Here is an 18,299-nt window from a genome sequence, read left to right on the forward strand (position 1 = left end):
ACTGCGCAGGAGAGAACAATGGGTTTACTCGACGTACTCAACGGGATGCAGAATGGCCCGCGTGGCCCGAGCAATCCCAGCGCACAGTCAAGCGGGGGAATGTCGCCGATGACCATGGCGATCCTCGGACTGCTTGCCTGGAAGGCAGTCAAACACCTCACCGCCAGCCAGCCCGGCGCGGCGCCGGCGCCGGCGCCCTCACCGGGGACCACCGCGAATGCCGGCATGCCCGGCGGAGGGCTTGGTGGTGGCCTTGGTGGTGGCCTTGGCGACGTCCTCAAGGGCGGATTGGGCGGGCTACTCGGCGGCGCCGCCGCCGGCAGCGTGATCTCGGGCGGGCTCGGCGATTTGCTCAATCAGTTGCAGAAGAACGGCCATGGCGAGACCGCCAGTACGTGGGTCGCAAACGGCCCGAACAAGCAGATTGCGCCAGGCGATCTCGCCAGCGCGCTCGGCGCCGACCAGATCAACGGCCTGATGTCACAAACTGGCTTGTCGCGCGAGGAACTGCTCGCCGGCCTCAGCCAGCAATTGCCCGACGTAATCAATCATCTGACGCCGGACGGACGGCTGCCGACCGAGAATGAGTTGTCAGGCCGGCTCTGAAACCGGCCCGGGATTTGCGCCTGCATGTCGAAATGGTGCTTTTTAGAAAAGGACGACAAAAATGACCGGCATTATCTGGATTATCGTCGTCGGCTTTGTTGCGGGGATCATCGCGCGCTTGCTTTCGCCGGGCCCCAACAATCCGTCGGGCTTCATCCTGACCACGGTGCTCGGCATCGCCGGCGCGTTTCTCGCGACCTTTATCGGCCAGTTGATCGGCCATTACGGTCCCGACCAGGGCGCCGGCTTCATCACCGCGACCATCGGCGCGCTGGTGGTGCTGTTCATCTGGAACCGGCTGGTCGCAAGCCGCGTGATTTCGGATCCGGGTGCCAGGTAGAAAGAACGTCGTCATGCCCGGGCATAGCCGTCCGAAGGACGGCGTCGCTTCCGTTCGCCTATGCCCGGGCATCCACGTCTTAGCGGCGTTGCGGCAAGAGAGACGTGGATGGCCGGGACGACGCCCGGCCATGACGGAGAAAGAATGCCCGCCCTCTCACGAAATCAAATGCAGCCCCGCGTCCATCCGCACCAGTTCGCCGGTCATGTTGCTTGACTGCGGCGTGGCGAGGAAACACACCAGCGCCGCGATATCGTCCGCGCTTGAAGCGACCTTGAGCGGCACCTTCGCGATCACGCTGTCGCGCACCTGCTTGGCGCCGTCCTCGCCGCGGCCCTTGGTGAACCAGGGTGTGTCGATATAACCGGGGCAGACTGTGTTGACGCGGATAAGCGGCGCGAGCGCGCGCGCCAGCGAATAGGTCATGGTGTTGAGCGCGCCCTTGCTCGCGGCATAGGCGATCGAGGAGCCGACGCCGCTGATGCCCGCGACCGAGGATACGTTGACCACCGCCGAAGCGCGCCCCGAGGCCTGCGCGCCCGCTTCCAAAAGGCTGCGCGCCGCGCGCACCATCTGGAACGGGCCGATGGTGTTGACGCCATAGAGGCGCTGGAAATCCTCCGCCGACAAGCCGTCGAGATTGCCGTGCGGCATGTGTTTTGTGGTGCCGGCATTGTTGATCAGCGCGTCGAGACGCCCCCACGGCGCGGCCGCCGCGACGATCTTCCTGCAGTCCTCGTCGCGCGACACATCGCCCTGCACCACGACGACGTCGCCGCCGGCGCTGCGGCAGAGATCGGCGGTCTGCTCGGCTTCCTTTTGGCTCGAGGAATAATTGATCACGATGCGCGCGCCGTCCTTGGCCAGGTGTGCTGCGGTCGCAGCCCCAAGGCCCGACGCCGAGCCCGTTACAATCGCGCACAACCCATCCTTCGACATCCGCATTTCCTCATGTGATCTTGAGCTCGCTAGACGAGACCACCCACCATATCGTGCCGCGAAATGGCTGCAAATCGGCAAAACTCCGTTGAGCGGAATTAATAATTCCGGCAGCGGGCGCTGCATGTCGCCCCCGCAGGCGGCCTTGCGGACTTAGGTGCTTGTCATGGCGGTGGCTTTTCCCCATCATCGGGTGCAAGAAAAGACCGCAACCGCGCTTGAGCAAGCGGGATGCGGGCCAATTGAACGACGGGGAACGCTGTGGCGGAGAGTGAGAACATTGTCGTCGAGACCGCGGAGAAGATATTTTCCGATCTCGCCGACGCCCAGACCATCAACCACGACAAACAAGGCTCCTGGAAAGCGCCGCTGTGGCAGGCGCTGACCGAAGCCGGCCTGCCGCTGGCGTGGGTTAGCGAAGATTGCGGCGGCTCGGGCGCCAGCCTCGCCGAAGGTTTTGGGGTATTGAGCGCCGCCGGACGTTTTGCGATCGCCGTGCCGCTTGCGGAAACCATGCTGGCCGGATGGCTGCTGGCGCAGGCCAAGATCGCCTCGCCCGAAGGGCCGATGACAGTGGCACCCGCCGCACCCAAGGACCGCATCGCGCTCAATGCCGACGGCACGCTGTCCGGCCGCGCCCGCGGCGTCCCTTTCGCCAAGGACGCAAAGCATATCGCGGTGCTGGCGCATGGCGCCGGCCTCCTTTCGATCGCGCTGGTCGATCCGGCAAAATGCCGGATCGAGGCCGGCCTTAACCTTGCGAGCGACGGCAGCGATACCGTGACCTTCGACAAGGTTGCGCCGATCACGATCAAGCCGGCGCCCAAAGGTTTCGATCAGACCTCGCTGATGCTCATCGGCGCGGTGGCGCGCAGCCTGCAGATCGCAGGCGCGCTGGAATCGATGCTCGACATCAGCGTGCGCTATTCGAACGAGCGCGTGGCGTTCGAGAAGAAAATCTCAAAATTCCAGGCAGTGCAGCACAATCTCGCCCGCCTCGCCGGCGAGACCGCGGCCGCGATGACCGCGGCAAGCTCGGCGGCGGACACGATTGCCAACGCGTCAAGCTTCGACGATTCGGTGTTCCTCGAAGCCACCGCCGCAAAGATCCGCTGCGCGGAGGCCGCGGAAAAAGGTGCCGCGATCGCCCATCAGGTTCATGGCGCGATCGGCTATACGCTGGAGCACATCCTGCATCGCTACACCATGCGCGCACTCGCCTGGCGCGACGACTTTGGTCATGAAAGCCACTGGGCGGTGGAGCTGGGCAAACGCGTCGCCGCGCGTGGCGCCGACGAATTGTGGCCGCTGGTCGCCTCGCGCTAGAATTTTACGGAAGAGATCAACAATGACCGCAGCCCTCCGTTTCGATCCCATCCGGCTTCCTCCCGAATGCGAAACACTGCGCAAGGAAGTCCGCGCCTTTCTCGCCGAAGAGGTAGCGCGAGGCACCTTCGATCCGCACAGCCCGCAAGGCCAGGACAGCGATGTTCCCGGCTTTTCCAAGCGGGTCGGCGAGCGGGGCTGGATCGGCATGACCTGGCCCAAAAAATATGGCGGCCATGAACGCTCGTTCCTCGAGCGCTATGTGGTGACCGAGGAAATGCGCGTCGCCAATGCGCCGACGCGGCGCTTCTTCGTCGCCGACCGCCAGAGCGGCCCGGTGCTTCTGAAATACGCGCCCGAGCACATCAAGATGGACATCCTGCCGCGCATCTGCCGCGGCGAAGTCTGTTTTTCCATTGGCATGAGCGAGCCGAATTCCGGCTCCGATCTTTTCGCCGCCAAGACCAAAGCCACCAAGACCGACGGCGGCTTTTTGATCAACGGCACCAAGATCTGGACCTCGTCGGCGCAAGTGGCAAATTACATGCTGGCGATCTTCCGCACCTCGCCATCGACCAAGGAAAACCGCCGCCACGGCCTGACGCAATTCCTGGTCGACATGAAGATTCCGGGGATCAAGGTCAACCCGATCGGGCAACTGACCGGCAAAGCCGAGTTCAACGAGGTGGTATTCACCGACGCCTTCGTGCCCGACGATCATGCGCTCGGCGAAATCGACGGCGCCTGGAAGCAGGCGACGAGCGAGCTCGCTTATGAGCGCAGCGGGCCGGAGCGCTTTCTGGAAACCTATTATGTACTGACAGAGCTCGTTCGCGCACTAGGCAATGAGCCCGACACCCGCGGCGCCGAGGGCGTCGGCCGCCTGGTGGCGCAATTGCACACCATGCGGCGGATGTCGGTGTCGGTCGCGGGCATGCTGCATGCCGGCAAGGAGCCGGTGGTGGAGGCTTCCATCGTCAAGGACATCGGCACCATCTGGGAACAGCAATTGCCGCAGCGGGTGCGCGATCTCGCAGCCTTCGTCGAGCCGGATGCCTCTAACCACGAAATCCTCGACACGGTATTGCCGTACGCGATGAAGGTCGCGCCGAAACTCACCATTCAGGGCGGCACCACCGAAGTGCTGCGCGGCATCATCGCGCGCGGGTTGGGCTTGCGCTAAATCGAAATCAATCGAGGATCAATCCATGAGCAAATATACTGATATCGGCGTCGACAAGGTCGGGCATGTCGGGACCATCGAAATCCGCCGGCCGCCACTGAACTTCTTCGATGTATCGCTGATCAACCAGATCGCGGACGCGCTGGAAGAGTTCGACAACGATATCGAGATCCGCGCCTCGGTGCTCGCGGCCCAAGGCAAGGCCTTCTGCGCCGGCGCCAATTTCGGCGACCCGGCGCGGCAGGAGGCCGAGGAGCGCGCCAAGACCGATCCGGCGTCGAACCTTCCGATCAACCATCTTTATGTCCAGGCGGTGCGGATTTTCCGCAACAAGAAGCCGATCGTCGCGGCTGTCCATGGCGCGGCCATCGGTGGCGGGTTAGGACTGGCGGTCGCCGCAGATTTCCGCGTCACCTGCCCCGAGGCGCGTTTCGCCGCCAACTTTACAAAGCTCGGATTCCATCCCGGCTTTGGCCTGACGGCGACGCTTCCCGAACTGGTCGGCAAGAACAATGCGGAATTGATTTTCTACACCAGCCGCCGCGTCACCGGCGAGGAAGCCACGCGGATGGGGCTCGCCAATATCTGCGTGCCGCAGGATCAGGTCCGAGCCGAGGCCATGAAGCTCGCGCAGGAAATCGCCGAATGCTCCCCGCTCGGCCTGATTTCGACCCGCGCCACCATGCGCGCCGGTCTCGCCGACCGCGTGCTGGCCGCGACCAATCATGAACTCGTCGAACAAAACAAGCTGCGCGCCACCGAGGATTTCAAGGAAGGCGTCAAAGCCACCGCCGAACGCCGCGTCGCGAATTTCAGGGGACGCTAGACGTCGTCCCTGCGAAAAGCAGGGACCCATACGCCGCGGCCCACGGAAAGGGCACAAGGGGAGACGGCTTTCTTCACCACAAACATCGGTGGTTATGGGTCCCTGCTTTCGCAGGGACGACAGCTAGTTCTTCAGTACCACCAGCGCATCCACGATCGTCACTCCCTGCCCTTCCGGGTGCACCAGAACCGGATTGATCTCGATCTCCGAAATCTGCGCGCTATATCGCGCCGCCAGCACGGACACCTGCGCGATCAGTTGCGAGAGCGCCGCGACATCCGCCTTTGCCGCTCCGCGAAATCCGTTGAGCAACGGCGCTGCCTTCAGCTCGGCCAGCATGCGAGAGGCTTCCACCGCGCTCACCGGCGCCGGCCGGTAGATCACGTCGCGGAACAGTTCGGTGGTGATGCCCCCAAAGCCGACCATGATCATCGGACCGAAAGTTGAATCCAGCATCGTGCCGATGATGATCTCGACGCCCTTTTTCGCCATCGGTCCGACCAGCACGCCCTGGATCGCCGCATCGGGCCGATGCCGGCGCGCGCTTTCCAACAGCGCCTCAAACGCCAAAAACACCTCGCCCTTGGTGGCGATATTGACGCGGACGCCGCCGACTTCGCTCTTGTGCGGGATGTCAGGCGATTGAACCTTCATCACCAGCGGAAATCCGACGTGCGCGATCGCGGCGTCCAGCGCGCTCTTCTCCCTTACCAGCACCTCGTCCGGCAACGCAATGCCGGCGGCGCGCAACAGCGCCTTGCTATCGGCTTCGGAAAGGGTCGCGGATGCCAGATGCGCGGAGAGGTCGCGCAAGCCCGCCGCCGCGGCATCCACCGGTGGCGCCAGCTTGAACCTGGCGTGCTCGACCAGCTTGCGCATGGCAACGGCGGCATGCGTCAACCCTGACAGCACGATGACGCCGGAGGCGGCGAGTTCGCGGCGCGCGAAATCGGACGGCAGCGTGTAGGAATAAAACACGATCGGCTTGCGCTGCGCATCGATGACCGGTTTCAGCTCCGCCTGCTTGAACGGCATCCGCGTGTCGCTGGACAGCGACAGCACCACAAGGATGGCGTCGACCTCATTGGAGGCGTCGAGCAGGTCGATGCTCCTCTGCAAGCCGCCGGAATGCACGCCCTGCGCGGTGACGTCGATCGGGTTGCGCGTCGCGCCATAGGACGGCAACAGTTTTGCGATTTCGTTCTGGATCGGCGCCGACAATTCCGGCACCTGCAGGCCCTGCATCGAAACCGTGTCCGCACCCCAGATGCCCGCCCCGCCCGACACCGTGAGCACGGCGACCCGGTCGCCTTTCGGCAAAGGGTTGGTGGTCAAGACGGCTGCGATGGCGACGGCCTCGTCGAGGTCGTTGGAGATGATAAATCCATATTTTTCGAACACCGCATCATAGGCCGCCGACCACCCGGCCATGCTCGCGGTATGCGAGGCCGCAGCGCGCTCGCCGGCGCCGGAGCGGCCGACTTTTGTGACGATGACCGGTTTTCCGATTTCTCCGGCGCGGCGGGCGGCGGCTAGAAACCTATCGACGTCGCGAATGCCCTCGATGAACAGCAGGATCACGTCGGTGGATGAATCCTGCACCAGATATTCGAAAAATTCGCCGGCGCCCAGATCAGCCTCATTGCCGGCGCTGACGACATAAGAGAGCGCGACGCCGATCGCCTTGGCACGATGATAGATCGCAAAGCCGATGCCGCCGCTTTGCGCGACAATGCCGATCCGCCGCTTGCTCGCAACGAACGGCCGGTCGTTCGGCTTGACGTCGACGGTCGGGCTGAAGGTGGCGGCGACGCGCTGGGCCTGGCTGTAAAACCCTTCCGCGTTCGGGCCGGAGATCCGCATGCCGGTCTTTTTTGCAAGTGCCGCGATGGCATCCTGCATCGCGGCGCTGTCGCCACCCTCCTCGGCAAATCCGGAGGAGATGATGACGGCGTTTTTGACGCCGGCATCGGCGCATTGCGCGAGCGCGCCAAGCACCGCGCGGGCGGGAATGCTGACAATGGCGAGATCGATCGGCTGGCCGACGTCAGCGATCGCTGGAAAACATTTCAGCCCGTCGATATCGCCGTAGTTCGGATTGATCGGATAGAGTTTTCCCGGAAATCCGTTCTTGCGCAGCATCGACAACAGCCGCCCCGGGATCTTTTCCAGGTCGCGCGAGGCGCCGATCAGCGCGATGCTGGCCGGCGCGAAGAACGAGTCGAGCGGATGCGGCATGCGGGGACGGTCCTTTTTTATTATTGCTTAGCGCACATCTCTCTTTTCGTCATGGCCGGGCATAGCCGTCCGAAGGACGGCGTCGCTTCCGCTCGCCTATGCCCGGCCATCCACGTCCTTCGTCTCGTCATGAAGTAAGCAAGACGTGGATGCCCGGGACAAGCCCCGGGCATGACGAGTTTCACAATTACGCAACGCTCACGCCGCGAGACGAAACGTCACGCCGCCGAGCTCAAACGAATTGCCTGACACGGCGCGGCCCTTTGCCTTGGCGGCATCGAGCACTTTGGCGACACTGCCGACCTTGAAAGTCAGGCCGCTCATGATCTCGCTTTCGCCTTTGACAAAAGTAAAGTCGCAATTGGGCAGTCTCAGCTCCGCCTCGCCGCTCGCATTCGCAGACACCGGCATCTCGATGATCCGTCCCCAGTGCTCGGCCAGCGCCCGCGGCTCCGGGCTTTGCATCTCCACGGCGGTCAAGGCCAGCGTCACATCCTTGGCGATCGATTTCTGCCAGTCCGGGCCGGCCGGCGGATAGGGCCCCAAAATATCGTCGCTGCCGTCGGTGTGGTTGAATTCGATGAAGGCGGCGCGGCAATCGCGCGGGTGCAGTTGCACGCCGTGATAGGGCGAATGCCCGATGACGTTGGCGATGCGCACGCCGATTTTTTCGGCGTGTTTTCCGCGCGCGTCGGGATTGTCGCAGCAGAAGATCGCCATATAACCGCCGCGGCCGGAGGTCTTTTCCAGAAAGCGCCCCGCCGCGGTGCCGTCCTGGAACGGCGCGACCACTTCGAGTAAAATCGTATCGACCGGCAGCAGCGCGTTTTCCAGGCCGTATTTGGCGACGTTGCCGTCGCGGTAGCAGACGTTCAGGCCCATGATGCCGGCGATATCGGAAATCGCGGGCTCGAGACGCGGCGCCACCAGGCAGATTTGCCGCAGCCGTAGATAGCCGGCCATCTTAGTGACCCTGAAATACGGGCTTGCGCTTTTCGACAAAAGCTTTCGCGGCTTCCTTGTGGTCGGCGGTCTCGCCCGAGCGCGAATGGTGGATCGCTTCGGCATCAAAACAGGCCTCCAGCGACAAATGCTCGGCGTTGTTGATGTTGCGCTTGATGTAGCCGAGCGTCACCGACGGCCCCTGCGCCAATGACATCGCGAGCGCATGCGCTTCCGCCTCGACCTCGGTGTCGGGAACGACCTTTGTCACCATGCCGAGCGCGAATGCTTCCTGCGCGGTCAGCACCGGCGAGGTCAGATAAAGCTCGCGTGCCTTCGCGCTGCCGAGCAGATGGGTGAGAAAATAGGTGCCGCCGTAATCGCCCGACAGTCCGACCTTGGCAAAGGCGGTCGTGATCTTGACCGAGGCCGAGGCAACGCGGAGATCGCAGGCGAGCGCGATCGAAAGGCCGGCGCCGGCGGCCGCGCCATCGACCTGCGCCACGACCGGCTTCGGCATCTCGTGCAAAATGCGGGAAACTTCCATGCCGCGGCGCAGGTTTGCCATTTTGGCCTCGAACGGCAGCGGCGCCCGCCCCTCCGCCATCGACTTGACGTCGCCGCCGACGCAGAACGTGCCGCCCGCGCCCTTCAAGAGCACCGCGCGGACCTCGTGATCCTCCGCCGCGCGTCGCGCCGCTTCGACCAATCCCCGCGTCATGTCCGGATTGAGCGCGTTGCGCCGGTCGGGGCGGTTCATGGTGATGGTGAGCAGGCCCTGGTCGAGGTTTTGCAGGACGATTTCGTTGTTCATGGGTTTTGCCTTTGTTGTTGTTCGTTGTTGTTCCGCGCTCCCTCCCCGTCATTGCGAGCGAAGCGAAGCAATCCATTTCGCCCCGGGGAAGATGGATTGCTTCGTCGCTGCGCTCCTCGCAATGACGAAGGATAGGCCTTCGCTCTATTTCTTCACCAGCGGGCAGCGCGACAATTCGAGCGACTGGAACGCGTCGTTGCCGGAGATGGTCGCGAGCAGCTTGTAATCATCCCAGCGTCCTTTCGATTCCAACGGCTTTTTCACTTCGAACAGATACATGTCATGCACCATGCGGCCGTCCTCGCGAATTTTGCCGTTCTTGGCGAACATATCGTTGATCGGGGTGTCCTTCATGATCTTCATGACCGCGGCCGAATCGGTGGTGCCTGCCGCCTTCACCGCTTTCAAATAATGCAGGACGGAAGAATAGACGCCGGCCTGCGCCGAGGTCGGCACGCGTTTGACCCTCTCCATGAAGCGTTTTGAAAACGCGCGGGTATCGTCATTGAGGTCCCAGTAAAAGGCTTCGGCGAGCAACAACCCCTGCGCGGTCTCGAGTCCGACACTGTCGATGTCGGTGACAAAGGCCAGCAGCGGCGACAGCTTTTGCCCGCCTTTTGTCAGCCCGAATTCGGCCGCCTGCTTGATCGCGTTGATGGTGTCGCCGCCGGCATTGGCAAGTCCGATCACTTTCGCCTTCGAGCTTTGCGCCTGCAGCAGGTACGAAGAGAAATCCGACGTGTTGAGCGGATGCCGGACGCTGCCCAGCACCTTGCCGCCGTTCTTCAGCACGACGTTGGTCGTGTCCTTTTCCAGATCCTGGCCGAAGGCATAGTCGGCGGTGAGAAAGAACCAGCTATCGAGGCCCTGCTTGACGGCGGCAAGCCCGGTGACGTTGGCCTGCGCAAAGGTGTCGAACACATAATGCACGGTATAGGGCCCGCAGGCCTCATTGCTGAGGCGGATCGAGCCCGGACCGTTGAAGATCACGATCTTGTTGTGCGCTTTCGCAATCTCGCCGGCCGCCAGCGCGGTCGCCGACGCCGCCACGTCAAAAATCATCTCGACGCCCTGATTGTCCAGCATGTCGCGGGCGATGTTGGCGGCGAGATCAGCCTTGTTGAGATGATCGGCGGCGATGATTTCGATCTTGCGGCCAAGCACCTCGCCGCCAAAATCCTCCGCCGCCATCTTCGCGGCGACTTCGCTGCCCGCGCCGGTGATGTCGGCGTAGAGCCCGGACATATCGAGGATGCCGCCGAGTTTTAAGGGAGGCTTGCTTTGGGCGAAAGCCGCTTGCGCGGCCAACACCAGCGCCGCGGCGAAAACGCCGGACAGGACCCGTTGCATCAAAACCTCCCGACCCGCCGCATTTTGCGGCTCTTATATGCGTTGCGGCAATCATGCCGCAAGCGCTTGAGTGCGGCAAGCCGCGCGCGAAAGGCGGCCGTCATGCGCACACTCCGCCATCCACGTGTTTTTCCGCAATGCGGAATGATTACGGGCGCGATCTACATTTCGCTCACGCCAGCAGTCCCTTGCCCGGAACATGATTGAGCTCGAGCCTCATTCCATCAGGGTCTTCGAACAGCACTGAATAATATCCCGGCGCCCATTGATCCTCGCGCGGCGCGCGGATGATGGTGACGCCGAGCGAGCACAGGAAGCCGTGCAGTTCATCGACGTCGGCGCGCTCGCGGGCACGAAAGCACAGATGGTGCAGGCCGACACGGCTTTGGTCAAAACTTGCGCCGGCATGCTCCGCCGACGGCTTGCGGATCCCGAGCGCCGTGCGTCCGCCGACGCAGTAATAGATTTCGTCGGAATCGATCATCGGCTGCAGACCGAGAAACGGCAGCAATTGGCGGTAGAAGTCGCGGGAGCGTTCGAAATTCGACGCGGTGAGAATGACATGCGCCATGCCGTTGACTTCCATCGGCTTCCCCTTCGGTCATCAAAATGAGTTCAAAGATTACTACCGATCGAGTGCATCGTGATGAACCCGATTCGCGACGAGAAATCCTGTCCTGGTCGAGGGGTGTTGCGACCAAGACACGTATTGGTGAGAAAAATCAAACCCCTGGCCGCCCGCTGTTGCAGTTGCGAGCATGCCCGGACTACGGTTCGGCTGGAGCAACCATCGGAATGCCTTCGAGGAGGACCCATGAAGCCAGGTGGCGGCGATACGGGATTTTTGAACGTGGTTCCGTTGTCTTGCCGGCAGTGGTTGCGTTCGTTGCAGAGGACGGCGGTGGCGATGCTGCTGCTGTTATTGCCGGTTGGTGCCAGCATCGGGAACGCAGCGGCGCCGGCGCCTTCGGCTGCGGGTACCCATGTGTATCTGCTGCGCGGCGTCCTCAATATCTTTTCGCTCGGCCTCGACGACATCGCGGCCAAGCTGCAGGCGCAGGGCATCAACGCCACTGTAGCCAACTACCTCTCGTGGTCGTCGCTGGCCGACGAAGCCGCCGCGGAATACAGGAGCGGGCGGACCAGGACGATCGTTCTGGTCGGACACTCCTCCGGCGCGACCGCGCTGCCCGATATGGTGGCACGGCTGGATCGGCTTGGCGCTCCGGTCAAGCTCGCGATTGGCCTTGATTCGGTGTTCCGCACCAGCCTGAGCGGACGGGTCGGGCGCTACATCAATTTCTACGTCGCCAACGGCAACGGCGAGCCCGTCGCGAGGACCAAGCAACTCCATGGCGAGCTGGAGAACGTCGACGTCGGCAAACTGGGTATGGCGCATCTCACCATCGACAAGAGCGAGATCATGCAGCGGAAGGTGATCAGCGCCATCGACGCGGTGGCCTTCAGCCGCCCAGGTCCCGCGGGCTCTGCCGCACAGGCCGAGGCGGGCGCGACCAGGCCGGGTTCGCCCGCGGCTAGCGCTCGGGTATCGACAACCAGATAAATCCCCTCCGGGCGGGGAAGCCCGGAGCGCGCCTCAAATCCTGCCCATTCGTCGGCCACAAGCGCCTCCGTGCCGCGGACAGCGACCGTCCGCGGCGGCTGTCGACATCTGTGGCTGCCTCTCGCGGCGAAACACACACCTGAGCCCGTAGCGGATTCGCACTGTGTGACTAGCCCACGAGCATCTAGGGTAATTCACATGCCTGCGCTTCGAAGGCATCAGCAGGGAGCGCATGATCAAACCGACGCAAGCCGCAACCCTCGTGATCGGAGCGATGCTTTTCGTCTGCGTCTGCTATGGCAGACCGGATCCGGCTGAAGCGGGCTCGATCACGGCGGCGAGTGAACAATCCTCGCCGCCGCCGGCCGCCGACCAGCCGGCGGCAACCCAGCCACCGCGCGTGCGCGCCTATCTGTTCCGTGGCGCGCTGGGCCCGTTCTTCTCGCGCGGGATGGACCGTCTGACCGAAAAGCTCGATCATGCCGGCTTTACGGCGAGCGTCGATGAGTTCACGATTTGCCGCCTGATCGCCAGCAAAGCCATTCGCGAATATCGCGAAGATCCCGAGCCGATCATCCTGATCGGTCACTCGATGGGCGGCTATTGCACGATAAAGTTCGCGGAAATCCTTCAGGCTGAAAACATTCCGGTCAGCCTGGTTGTCGCCATCGATCCAGCTCACGTCACGCCGAGCGTGCCACTCAACGTCGAACGTTTCTTCAACATTTTCCTGTCGGACAGCGTCTTGGGCGGCGGCGATGTCAAGCCGTCACCAGGCTATCGGGGCCACTACGCGAGCTACGATCTCTCGAAGCATGATGAGGTTAGCCACATCAACATCGAAAAGATGGAGCAGGTCCACGCGCAACTGCTGACCAAGATCGCGCAGCTTGCGGCGACCCCGGCGAAGGGCGGAGGCGAGGCGGTGCCGCTTCGCTATGTCGTTCCCGCCGATGCCGAAATCGAGCTGTGGGACAGCGGCATGCCGGTCATCGCCCGTCGGGGCGATACGCTGCAGACGATCGCGGCGTTTTATCGCGTGCCACTGTGGTCGATCACCCAGATGAACAAGGGACCGGATAGTACGCCGCTGGTGCCGGGCGAGCGTATCATCGTTCCGCGCCATCTAGCCCCGCTCGCCGAGGTCTCCGCGCACGCGCCACCCGGGCGCTGACTTGCGAATCCGCAAGCACACCACCTCCGAGCGGGAGTTCACTAGAGCCTGATTCAACTGGAGTTGAATCAGCCTCTAGCGTTATTCTTTTGTTTGAGCATGATCTTTTCGGAAAACCGGTTTCCACTTTTCCGGATCATGCACTAACGCGGCGGCAGGAACGGAACGAGCATCGGAACGCGCCGGCAGTAAGGGCCATATGCGTCCGCGCCCAGCTCTATGGTCAGGAAGCCCTCTTCCATGCGGGCCTTCTGCGACATGCCGAGCGAGATCAGCACCGCGCCGAGCATCGCAGTCACCGTTCCGACCCCAACTCCTGTTGCCAGGATTGCCGCGATCAGTCCGGTATAGATCGGGTGGCGCACAAACCCGTATGGACCGGTATCGATGACCCGATGACCTTCTTTGCGCGTGATCGAGTTCGACCAAAAACGCCCGAGATGGATTCGCGCCCACCATGTGAACGAGATACCCGCCAGGGTCAGGCCGGCAAGCACGAAGGTGCCAGCGTTGCCAAAATGCAAAATCGGCTTCACTCCCAATGCCTGCGCGGTCCAGGGCGAAAACAGAATGGCTCCCAGGAAGATCGGAATGATATGGACACGGGAGCTCCAGGACACAGCGTGTTTTTCGGTCCGACCGGACCAGAACGACGCCACGACCCAGCTGACGAGCCAGGCAATCCAGATGAGCGCAAACAATTGGGTGGGCCAGATGGCGGTCCATCCACTCCAGACGAAGGCGAATAACTGAGCGAGATCATGAGGCATGTTACAGATATTATTGCGCAATCACGTCAAACGCCATACCGGCGATTTAGGGTGGGACGGTCTAGTAGACCGACGTCGTCGCCGGACTGAACCCATAATTTTGGCCGGCGGCGCCAAGCAGGTGGGCAATGGTCTCCCGCAAGGCGGGTTCAACGGGTCTGGGCGCGTAGCCCAGTTCCCGCTGCGCTTTTTCTATCGACAATGCCGTCGCCCGCGACGCAATTCGGACACCTTCGGCGGTGGCCGAGGGAGGCCGGCGCGTGATGTGATCGGCGATGAACTCCAGCACGGCGGCCGTCATTTCGGCTAGACGGCGGGGAACGGGAACCAGCGGACTGAAGCGGCAGCTGAGCCTGGCCATGAGCCGGAGAACCTCGTTCAGCGAAATGCATTCGCTGCCGAGAACGTAGCGATGTCCAACCTGCCCGCGCTCCATGGCAAGAATCAGCCCTGTCGCGGCATCGCGCACGTCGACCAAGTTCACGATGAAATCGAGGTAAAATTGCAGACGCTTGTCGAGAAAGTGCCGGAGCATCGCCGCCGGCGGCGTAAGATTATGGTCATGAGGGCCGATCGGCATCGTGGGACAACCGATGACGACCGGAAAACCGGATGCGGCAGCTTGCGTTGCGAGCCGTTCCGCGAGCATTTTCGATCGGGTATATGGACCCGGCATATCGTCGGCCGGCGGCAGGGCGTTATGCGTGACGAAATCTTCTGACGGCCGGCGGCGGAACAGAATAGATTCGGTCGAGCAGTGCAGGAACCGTGCGATGCCGCGCTTGCGCGCAGCCGAAATCACCACCTCGGTGCCCCCGTAATTCACCGCATGAAAATCGTTCTTCTGCGGCAACCACATGCCGGGGAGGCCGGCCAGGTGATAAACTTGATCGACGCCGTCCAGAGCTTCATTCACCATGGCCGAATCAAGCACTGAACCCCTGACATACTGCACTTCGAGCAGCGCACGGGTCGGAGGCTTAAGATCCAGAACTCGAACCGTGCAATTGCGCTCGACGAGCGCCGAGACCAGATGCTGCCCAATGAAGCCGCTGCCGCCAGTGACAAGTACCCGTGTCATGTGTGGGGGTGCGGCTCGCCGTGAAGTTGCTCGGAATATTGCAAAGATCCGTGCGGCGTTATTTTTGGAACCTGCTGGATGATAGCGGCAAGGTCGCGCCGAAAGCCAAGTGCAATGAAAAGTTTCGCCATCACGAACATCGGTCCGAGCAGCAAGTGAGACGGATTGTCCACGAGCGCCGGCTGTCGACGTTCGAACACCCGGTGCCCGACTATTTGCGACGCGATCCCGATCATAATCAACACGGCGGTGATCGACCACATACCGGCAGCGGTCGTATGATTGACGATCATCGCGGCGGCCAAAAGCAACAAGACAGCGGCGCCAACGATCGCCGTTCCGAGGGCGGCGTCGAGCAGGAGCCAATAGATCAGTACGGGCAACACGGCAATGGTCGCCGCGTTAGCCTGGGCACCAAACGCAGGGACGGGCAAGGAACTGAGGGGAAGAACCGCACCCAGGAACAACAATACGATGCCCAATACGTGCATCGCGCAATTCCAGGGATCGCGGTGATACTCGACGTAGTCGGCAAGCTGCCGCCGAAAAAATGAATTCATTCGGCGCTCGCTACCGCTCTTGCCGGCGGGAACGTCTCAGAACCGACTACAGCAGCGATCAGACGTCTCCGCTTCATGAACGTAGCCCCCGTCAGAGATACGGTGCTAATTAAACTTGGGATGAGGCCCAAGTCAAAGGGCAACTGAGCTCTTGTTCTTTGCAGATTGGATGCAGCAGGACGTCGCCAGCCTATGGGATTCATACAGGAATTTAGCGGGCTGCCCAGCTATCGAGCAATGTCATGAAACCACTGACCGGAATAATGGCGCGTTGCGACAGATTTTTCGCGCGGGTGTTGCCATTCAGCCTCATGTTTGCTGCCACGCCGAATCCGGCGATATCGGCAGGATGCGCCTTCGAACCGCAGGGCGAGGGGCGTGTCGCTGCCATCATCGATGCGCGCAGCTTTCGGCTCGAGGACGGGCGCGAGGTCCGCCTCGCCGGGATCGAGCCGATCTTCCCCGAAAAGGGGCCGGCCGAACAAGCAAGCCGCGCCTCCGCGCTGTCGGCGATTGTCACGGGACACGATGTGACCCTGCGCGGCGAAGACGACACGCCCGACCGCTACGGGCGTCAGCCGGCCTTTGTCTTTCTCGATGGTTCGGAAAGCTCAGTGCAGGAAATGCTGCTGGAAGAAGGCGAGGCGCTGGTCGCTGGAACCGTTTCGGACAAGGACTGCGCCAAAAGCCTCAATGCCGCGGAGACCGCGGCGCGGCAGGCGAAAAGGGGAACCTGGGCCGATCCCTCCGTCATAAAAAACGCGGAAAGTCCGGGCGATATTTTGGCCGGGATGGGGCGCTTTACCGTGGTCGAAGGCAAGGTTTTGTCGGTCCGGCAGTCCGGGGCGACGACTTACCTGAATTTCGGGCGGAACTGGACACAGGGCTTTGCTGTGACTATTTCAAAGCGCATGATCGGGGTATTCGAGGCAGCTGGAATCGGACTTAAGTCCCTCGAAAATCACAGGATTCGTGTCCGTGGCTGGGTTGAGGCGCGCCAGGGGCCGCGAATCGAAATGCTCCGGGTGGGGCAATTGGAATTGCTCGGCGGGAATTAGCTCGCAGGACACATACGCGTGGCAGAGTTTGTGGGACGGCGCGAGAGAAGGATGAGCCGCCGCCTTTGGGCTGCGCCGGTCGTTTTGTGCGCCATTTTCACGCTCGGCGGCTGCGGCGACATGGGCCGGTTCCAGACCGCCGCTTCGCCCGCGGCGCCAAGTGCCGTCAAGCCCAGCCGCGCGGCGGTCGCGCAAACCCCTGCCGCCGAGCGCGAGCATGAGCGTATTCTCGCCTCCTATGGCGGCGCCTATGACGATCCGAAGCTCGAGGCGCTCATCACCAAGACGGTGGACCGGCTGGTTGCGGCATCCGACCGTCCCGACCAGGCCTACAAGGTCACGATCCTCAATTCGGGCGCGGTCAACGCGTTCGCGCTGCCGACCGGCCAGCTCTATGTGACGCGCGGCCTGATTGCGCTTGCGAGCGACACCTCGGAATTGTCCTCGGTGCTGAGCCACGAGATGGCGCATGTGCTGGCAAAGCACGCGTCGATCCGCGAGGACCAGGCCCGTCAGGCCGCGGTCGTCACCCGCGTCGTCACCGACATGAGCACCGACCCTGATTTGACCGCGCTTGCGCTCGCCAAGACCAAACTGACGATGGCGAGCTTTTCGCGGGCCCAGGAGTTCGAGGCCGACGGCATCGGCGTCGGCATTTCGGCGCGCGCCCATTTCGACCCCTATGGCGCGGCGCGCTTCCTGACCTCGATGGAGCGCAATGCCGAGATGAAGGCCGGCAAAACCTCGCTCGATCCCCGCGCCCAAGACTTTCTTTCGTCGCATCCGGCAACGCCGGAGCGGATCCAGAACGCGCAGGCCAATGCCCGGCAATACACGTCGCCGGAAGGCGGCGAGCGCGACCGCGAGACTTATTTGCAGGCGATCGACAACATCGTCTATGGCGAGGATCCGAGCGAGGGATTCGTGCGCGGCCGGCGCTTCCTGCATCCAAAGCTCGGATTCACTTTCACCGCGCCGGAGAACTTCACGCTCGACAATACCGCGCAAGCCGTGATCGGCGTGCGCGAGGGCGGCGCGCAGGCGATGCGCTTCGACGTGGTGCGGGTGCCGGCGGAGCAGACGCTCGGCGACTATCTCAACTCCGGCTGGATGGAGAATGTCGACAAGGCATCCACCGAGGATCTGACCATCAACGGTTTTCCGGCGGCCTCGGCGAGCGCACACGGCGACCAGTGGCAATTCAAGATTTATGCGCTGCGCTTCGGCAGCGACGTCTACCGCTTCATTTTCGCAACGAGGCAGAAGACCACCGAGAGCGACCGCAACGCGCGCGAAACCGTCAATTCCTTCCGCCGCCTGACGCTCGACGAGATCCAGGCCGCGCGTCCCCTGCGCATCAAGGTGATCACCGTGCAGCCCGGCGACACCGTCGAATCGCTGTCGCACCGCATGGCGGGCGTCGACCGCCCGGCCGATCGCTTCCGCGTGCTGAATGGCCTCGACCCCCACGCCCAGGTCAAGGTGCGCGACCTTGTGAAGATCGTGGTGGATTGACGCAAAGCGTCAT

18 protein-coding genes are annotated in these 18,299 nt (G+C 62.6%); 9 read left to right on the forward strand and 9 right to left on the reverse strand.

Annotated elements, in window-relative coordinates:
- Positions 1-18: 18 nt before the first annotated feature.
- The gene (locus tag B5526_RS16970; RefSeq protein WP_079539736.1) at positions 19-606 is read left to right on the forward strand and encodes a YidB family protein; all 588 of its coding nucleotides are present in this window, start codon (positions 19-21) and stop codon (positions 604-606) included.
- A gap of 61 nt (positions 607-667) precedes the next feature.
- The gene (locus B5526_RS16975) at positions 668-946 is read left to right on the forward strand and encodes a GlsB/YeaQ/YmgE family stress response membrane protein (RefSeq protein ID WP_079539738.1); all 279 of its coding nucleotides are present in this window, start codon (positions 668-670) and stop codon (positions 944-946) included.
- A 156-nt stretch (positions 947-1,102) separates the two neighbouring features.
- On the opposite strand, the gene B5526_RS16980 is transcribed toward B5526_RS16975, so the two are convergent.
- Complete coding sequence (locus tag B5526_RS16980) at positions 1,103-1,885, reverse strand: SDR family NAD(P)-dependent oxidoreductase (RefSeq protein ID WP_079539740.1); 783 nt, start codon at positions 1,883-1,885, stop codon at positions 1,103-1,105.
- 261 nt (positions 1,886-2,146) lie between these two features.
- On the opposite strand from B5526_RS16980, the gene B5526_RS16985 reads away from it, so the two are divergent.
- Genes B5526_RS16985 through B5526_RS16995 form a run of 3 tightly spaced genes read left to right on the forward strand, consistent with a single transcriptional unit; the run spans position 2,147 to position 5,220 of the window.
- Positions 2,147-3,211, forward strand: coding sequence for an acyl-CoA dehydrogenase family protein (locus B5526_RS16985; protein WP_079539743.1), 1,065 nt, complete (start codon positions 2,147-2,149; stop codon positions 3,209-3,211).
- Between the two features lie 22 nt (positions 3,212-3,233).
- Positions 3,234-4,394: an acyl-CoA dehydrogenase family protein gene (locus B5526_RS16990; protein WP_079539745.1), complete on the forward strand. Its 1,161-nt coding sequence runs from the start codon at positions 3,234-3,236 to the stop codon at positions 4,392-4,394.
- Positions 4,395-4,419: 25 nt separating this feature from the next.
- A complete protein-coding gene (locus B5526_RS16995) occupies positions 4,420-5,220 on the forward strand; it encodes an enoyl-CoA hydratase/isomerase family protein (RefSeq protein ID WP_079539747.1) in 801 nt (266 codons plus the stop codon).
- 123 nt (positions 5,221-5,343) lie between these two features.
- On the opposite strand, the gene B5526_RS17000 is transcribed toward B5526_RS16995, so the two are convergent.
- The 5 genes from B5526_RS17000 to B5526_RS17020 form a co-directional block, all read right to left on the reverse strand.
- Positions 5,344-7,458: an acetate--CoA ligase family protein gene (locus B5526_RS17000; protein WP_079539749.1), complete on the reverse strand. Its 2,115-nt coding sequence runs from the start codon at positions 7,456-7,458 to the stop codon at positions 5,344-5,346.
- A 198-nt stretch (positions 7,459-7,656) separates the two neighbouring features.
- On the reverse strand, positions 7,657-8,421 hold the full coding sequence (locus tag B5526_RS17005) for a hypothetical protein (protein WP_079539751.1): 765 nt from the start codon (positions 8,419-8,421) through the stop codon (positions 7,657-7,659).
- Between the two features lies 1 nt (position 8,422).
- Complete coding sequence (locus B5526_RS17010) at positions 8,423-9,214, reverse strand: enoyl-CoA hydratase (RefSeq protein ID WP_079539753.1); 792 nt, start codon at positions 9,212-9,214, stop codon at positions 8,423-8,425.
- A 144-nt stretch (positions 9,215-9,358) separates the two neighbouring features.
- A complete protein-coding gene (locus tag B5526_RS17015; protein WP_079539755.1) occupies positions 9,359-10,564 on the reverse strand; it encodes an ABC transporter substrate-binding protein in 1,206 nt (401 codons plus the stop codon).
- Between the two features lie 172 nt (positions 10,565-10,736).
- A complete protein-coding gene (locus B5526_RS17020) occupies positions 10,737-11,150 on the reverse strand; it encodes a VOC family protein (RefSeq protein ID WP_079539757.1) in 414 nt (137 codons plus the stop codon).
- 228 nt (positions 11,151-11,378) lie between these two features.
- On the opposite strand from B5526_RS17020, the gene B5526_RS17025 reads away from it, so the two are divergent.
- Together B5526_RS17025 and B5526_RS17030 are read left to right on the forward strand one after the other, a co-directional pair.
- A complete protein-coding gene (locus tag B5526_RS17025) occupies positions 11,379-12,128 on the forward strand; it encodes a hypothetical protein (RefSeq protein WP_079539760.1) in 750 nt (249 codons plus the stop codon).
- A gap of 232 nt (positions 12,129-12,360) precedes the next feature.
- Entirely contained in the window at positions 12,361-13,302 is a 942-nt protein-coding gene (locus B5526_RS17030) for a LysM domain-containing protein (RefSeq protein WP_079539762.1), read from the forward strand.
- Between the two features lie 143 nt (positions 13,303-13,445).
- Here B5526_RS17030 and B5526_RS17035 read toward each other — a convergent pair whose 3' ends face one another.
- The 3 genes from B5526_RS17035 to B5526_RS17045 all read right to left on the reverse strand — a co-directional run bounded on the left by B5526_RS17035 (position 13,446) and on the right by B5526_RS17045 (position 15,713).
- Positions 13,446-14,072, reverse strand: a complete 627-nt coding sequence (locus tag B5526_RS17035) for a methyltransferase family protein (protein ID WP_079539764.1) — start codon at positions 14,070-14,072, stop codon at positions 13,446-13,448.
- Between the two features lie 61 nt (positions 14,073-14,133).
- On the reverse strand, positions 14,134-15,153 hold the full coding sequence (locus B5526_RS17040) for an NAD-dependent epimerase/dehydratase family protein (RefSeq protein ID WP_079539766.1): 1,020 nt from the start codon (positions 15,151-15,153) through the stop codon (positions 14,134-14,136).
- Positions 15,150-15,713, reverse strand: a complete 564-nt coding sequence (locus tag B5526_RS17045; RefSeq protein ID WP_079539768.1) for a DUF962 domain-containing protein — start codon at positions 15,711-15,713, stop codon at positions 15,150-15,152. Before B5526_RS17045 ends, B5526_RS17040 begins: the two co-directional genes overlap by 4 nt.
- Positions 15,714-15,955: 242 nt before the next feature.
- Here B5526_RS17045 and B5526_RS17050 point away from each other — a divergent pair, with 242 nt between their 5' ends.
- On the forward strand, positions 15,956-16,771 hold the full coding sequence (locus B5526_RS17050) for a thermonuclease family protein (protein ID WP_433994633.1): 816 nt from the start codon (positions 15,956-15,958) through the stop codon (positions 16,769-16,771).
- Between the two features lie 51 nt (positions 16,772-16,822).
- Positions 16,823-18,286: a M48 family metalloprotease gene (locus tag B5526_RS17055; RefSeq protein ID WP_079539770.1), complete on the forward strand. Its 1,464-nt coding sequence runs from the start codon at positions 16,823-16,825 to the stop codon at positions 18,284-18,286.
- Positions 18,287-18,299: the final 13 nt, after the last annotated feature.

Origin of the sequence: Bradyrhizobium lablabi (assembly GCF_900141755.1) — a bacterium.
Classification (GTDB): domain Bacteria; phylum Pseudomonadota; class Alphaproteobacteria; order Rhizobiales; family Xanthobacteraceae; genus Bradyrhizobium; species Bradyrhizobium lablabi_A.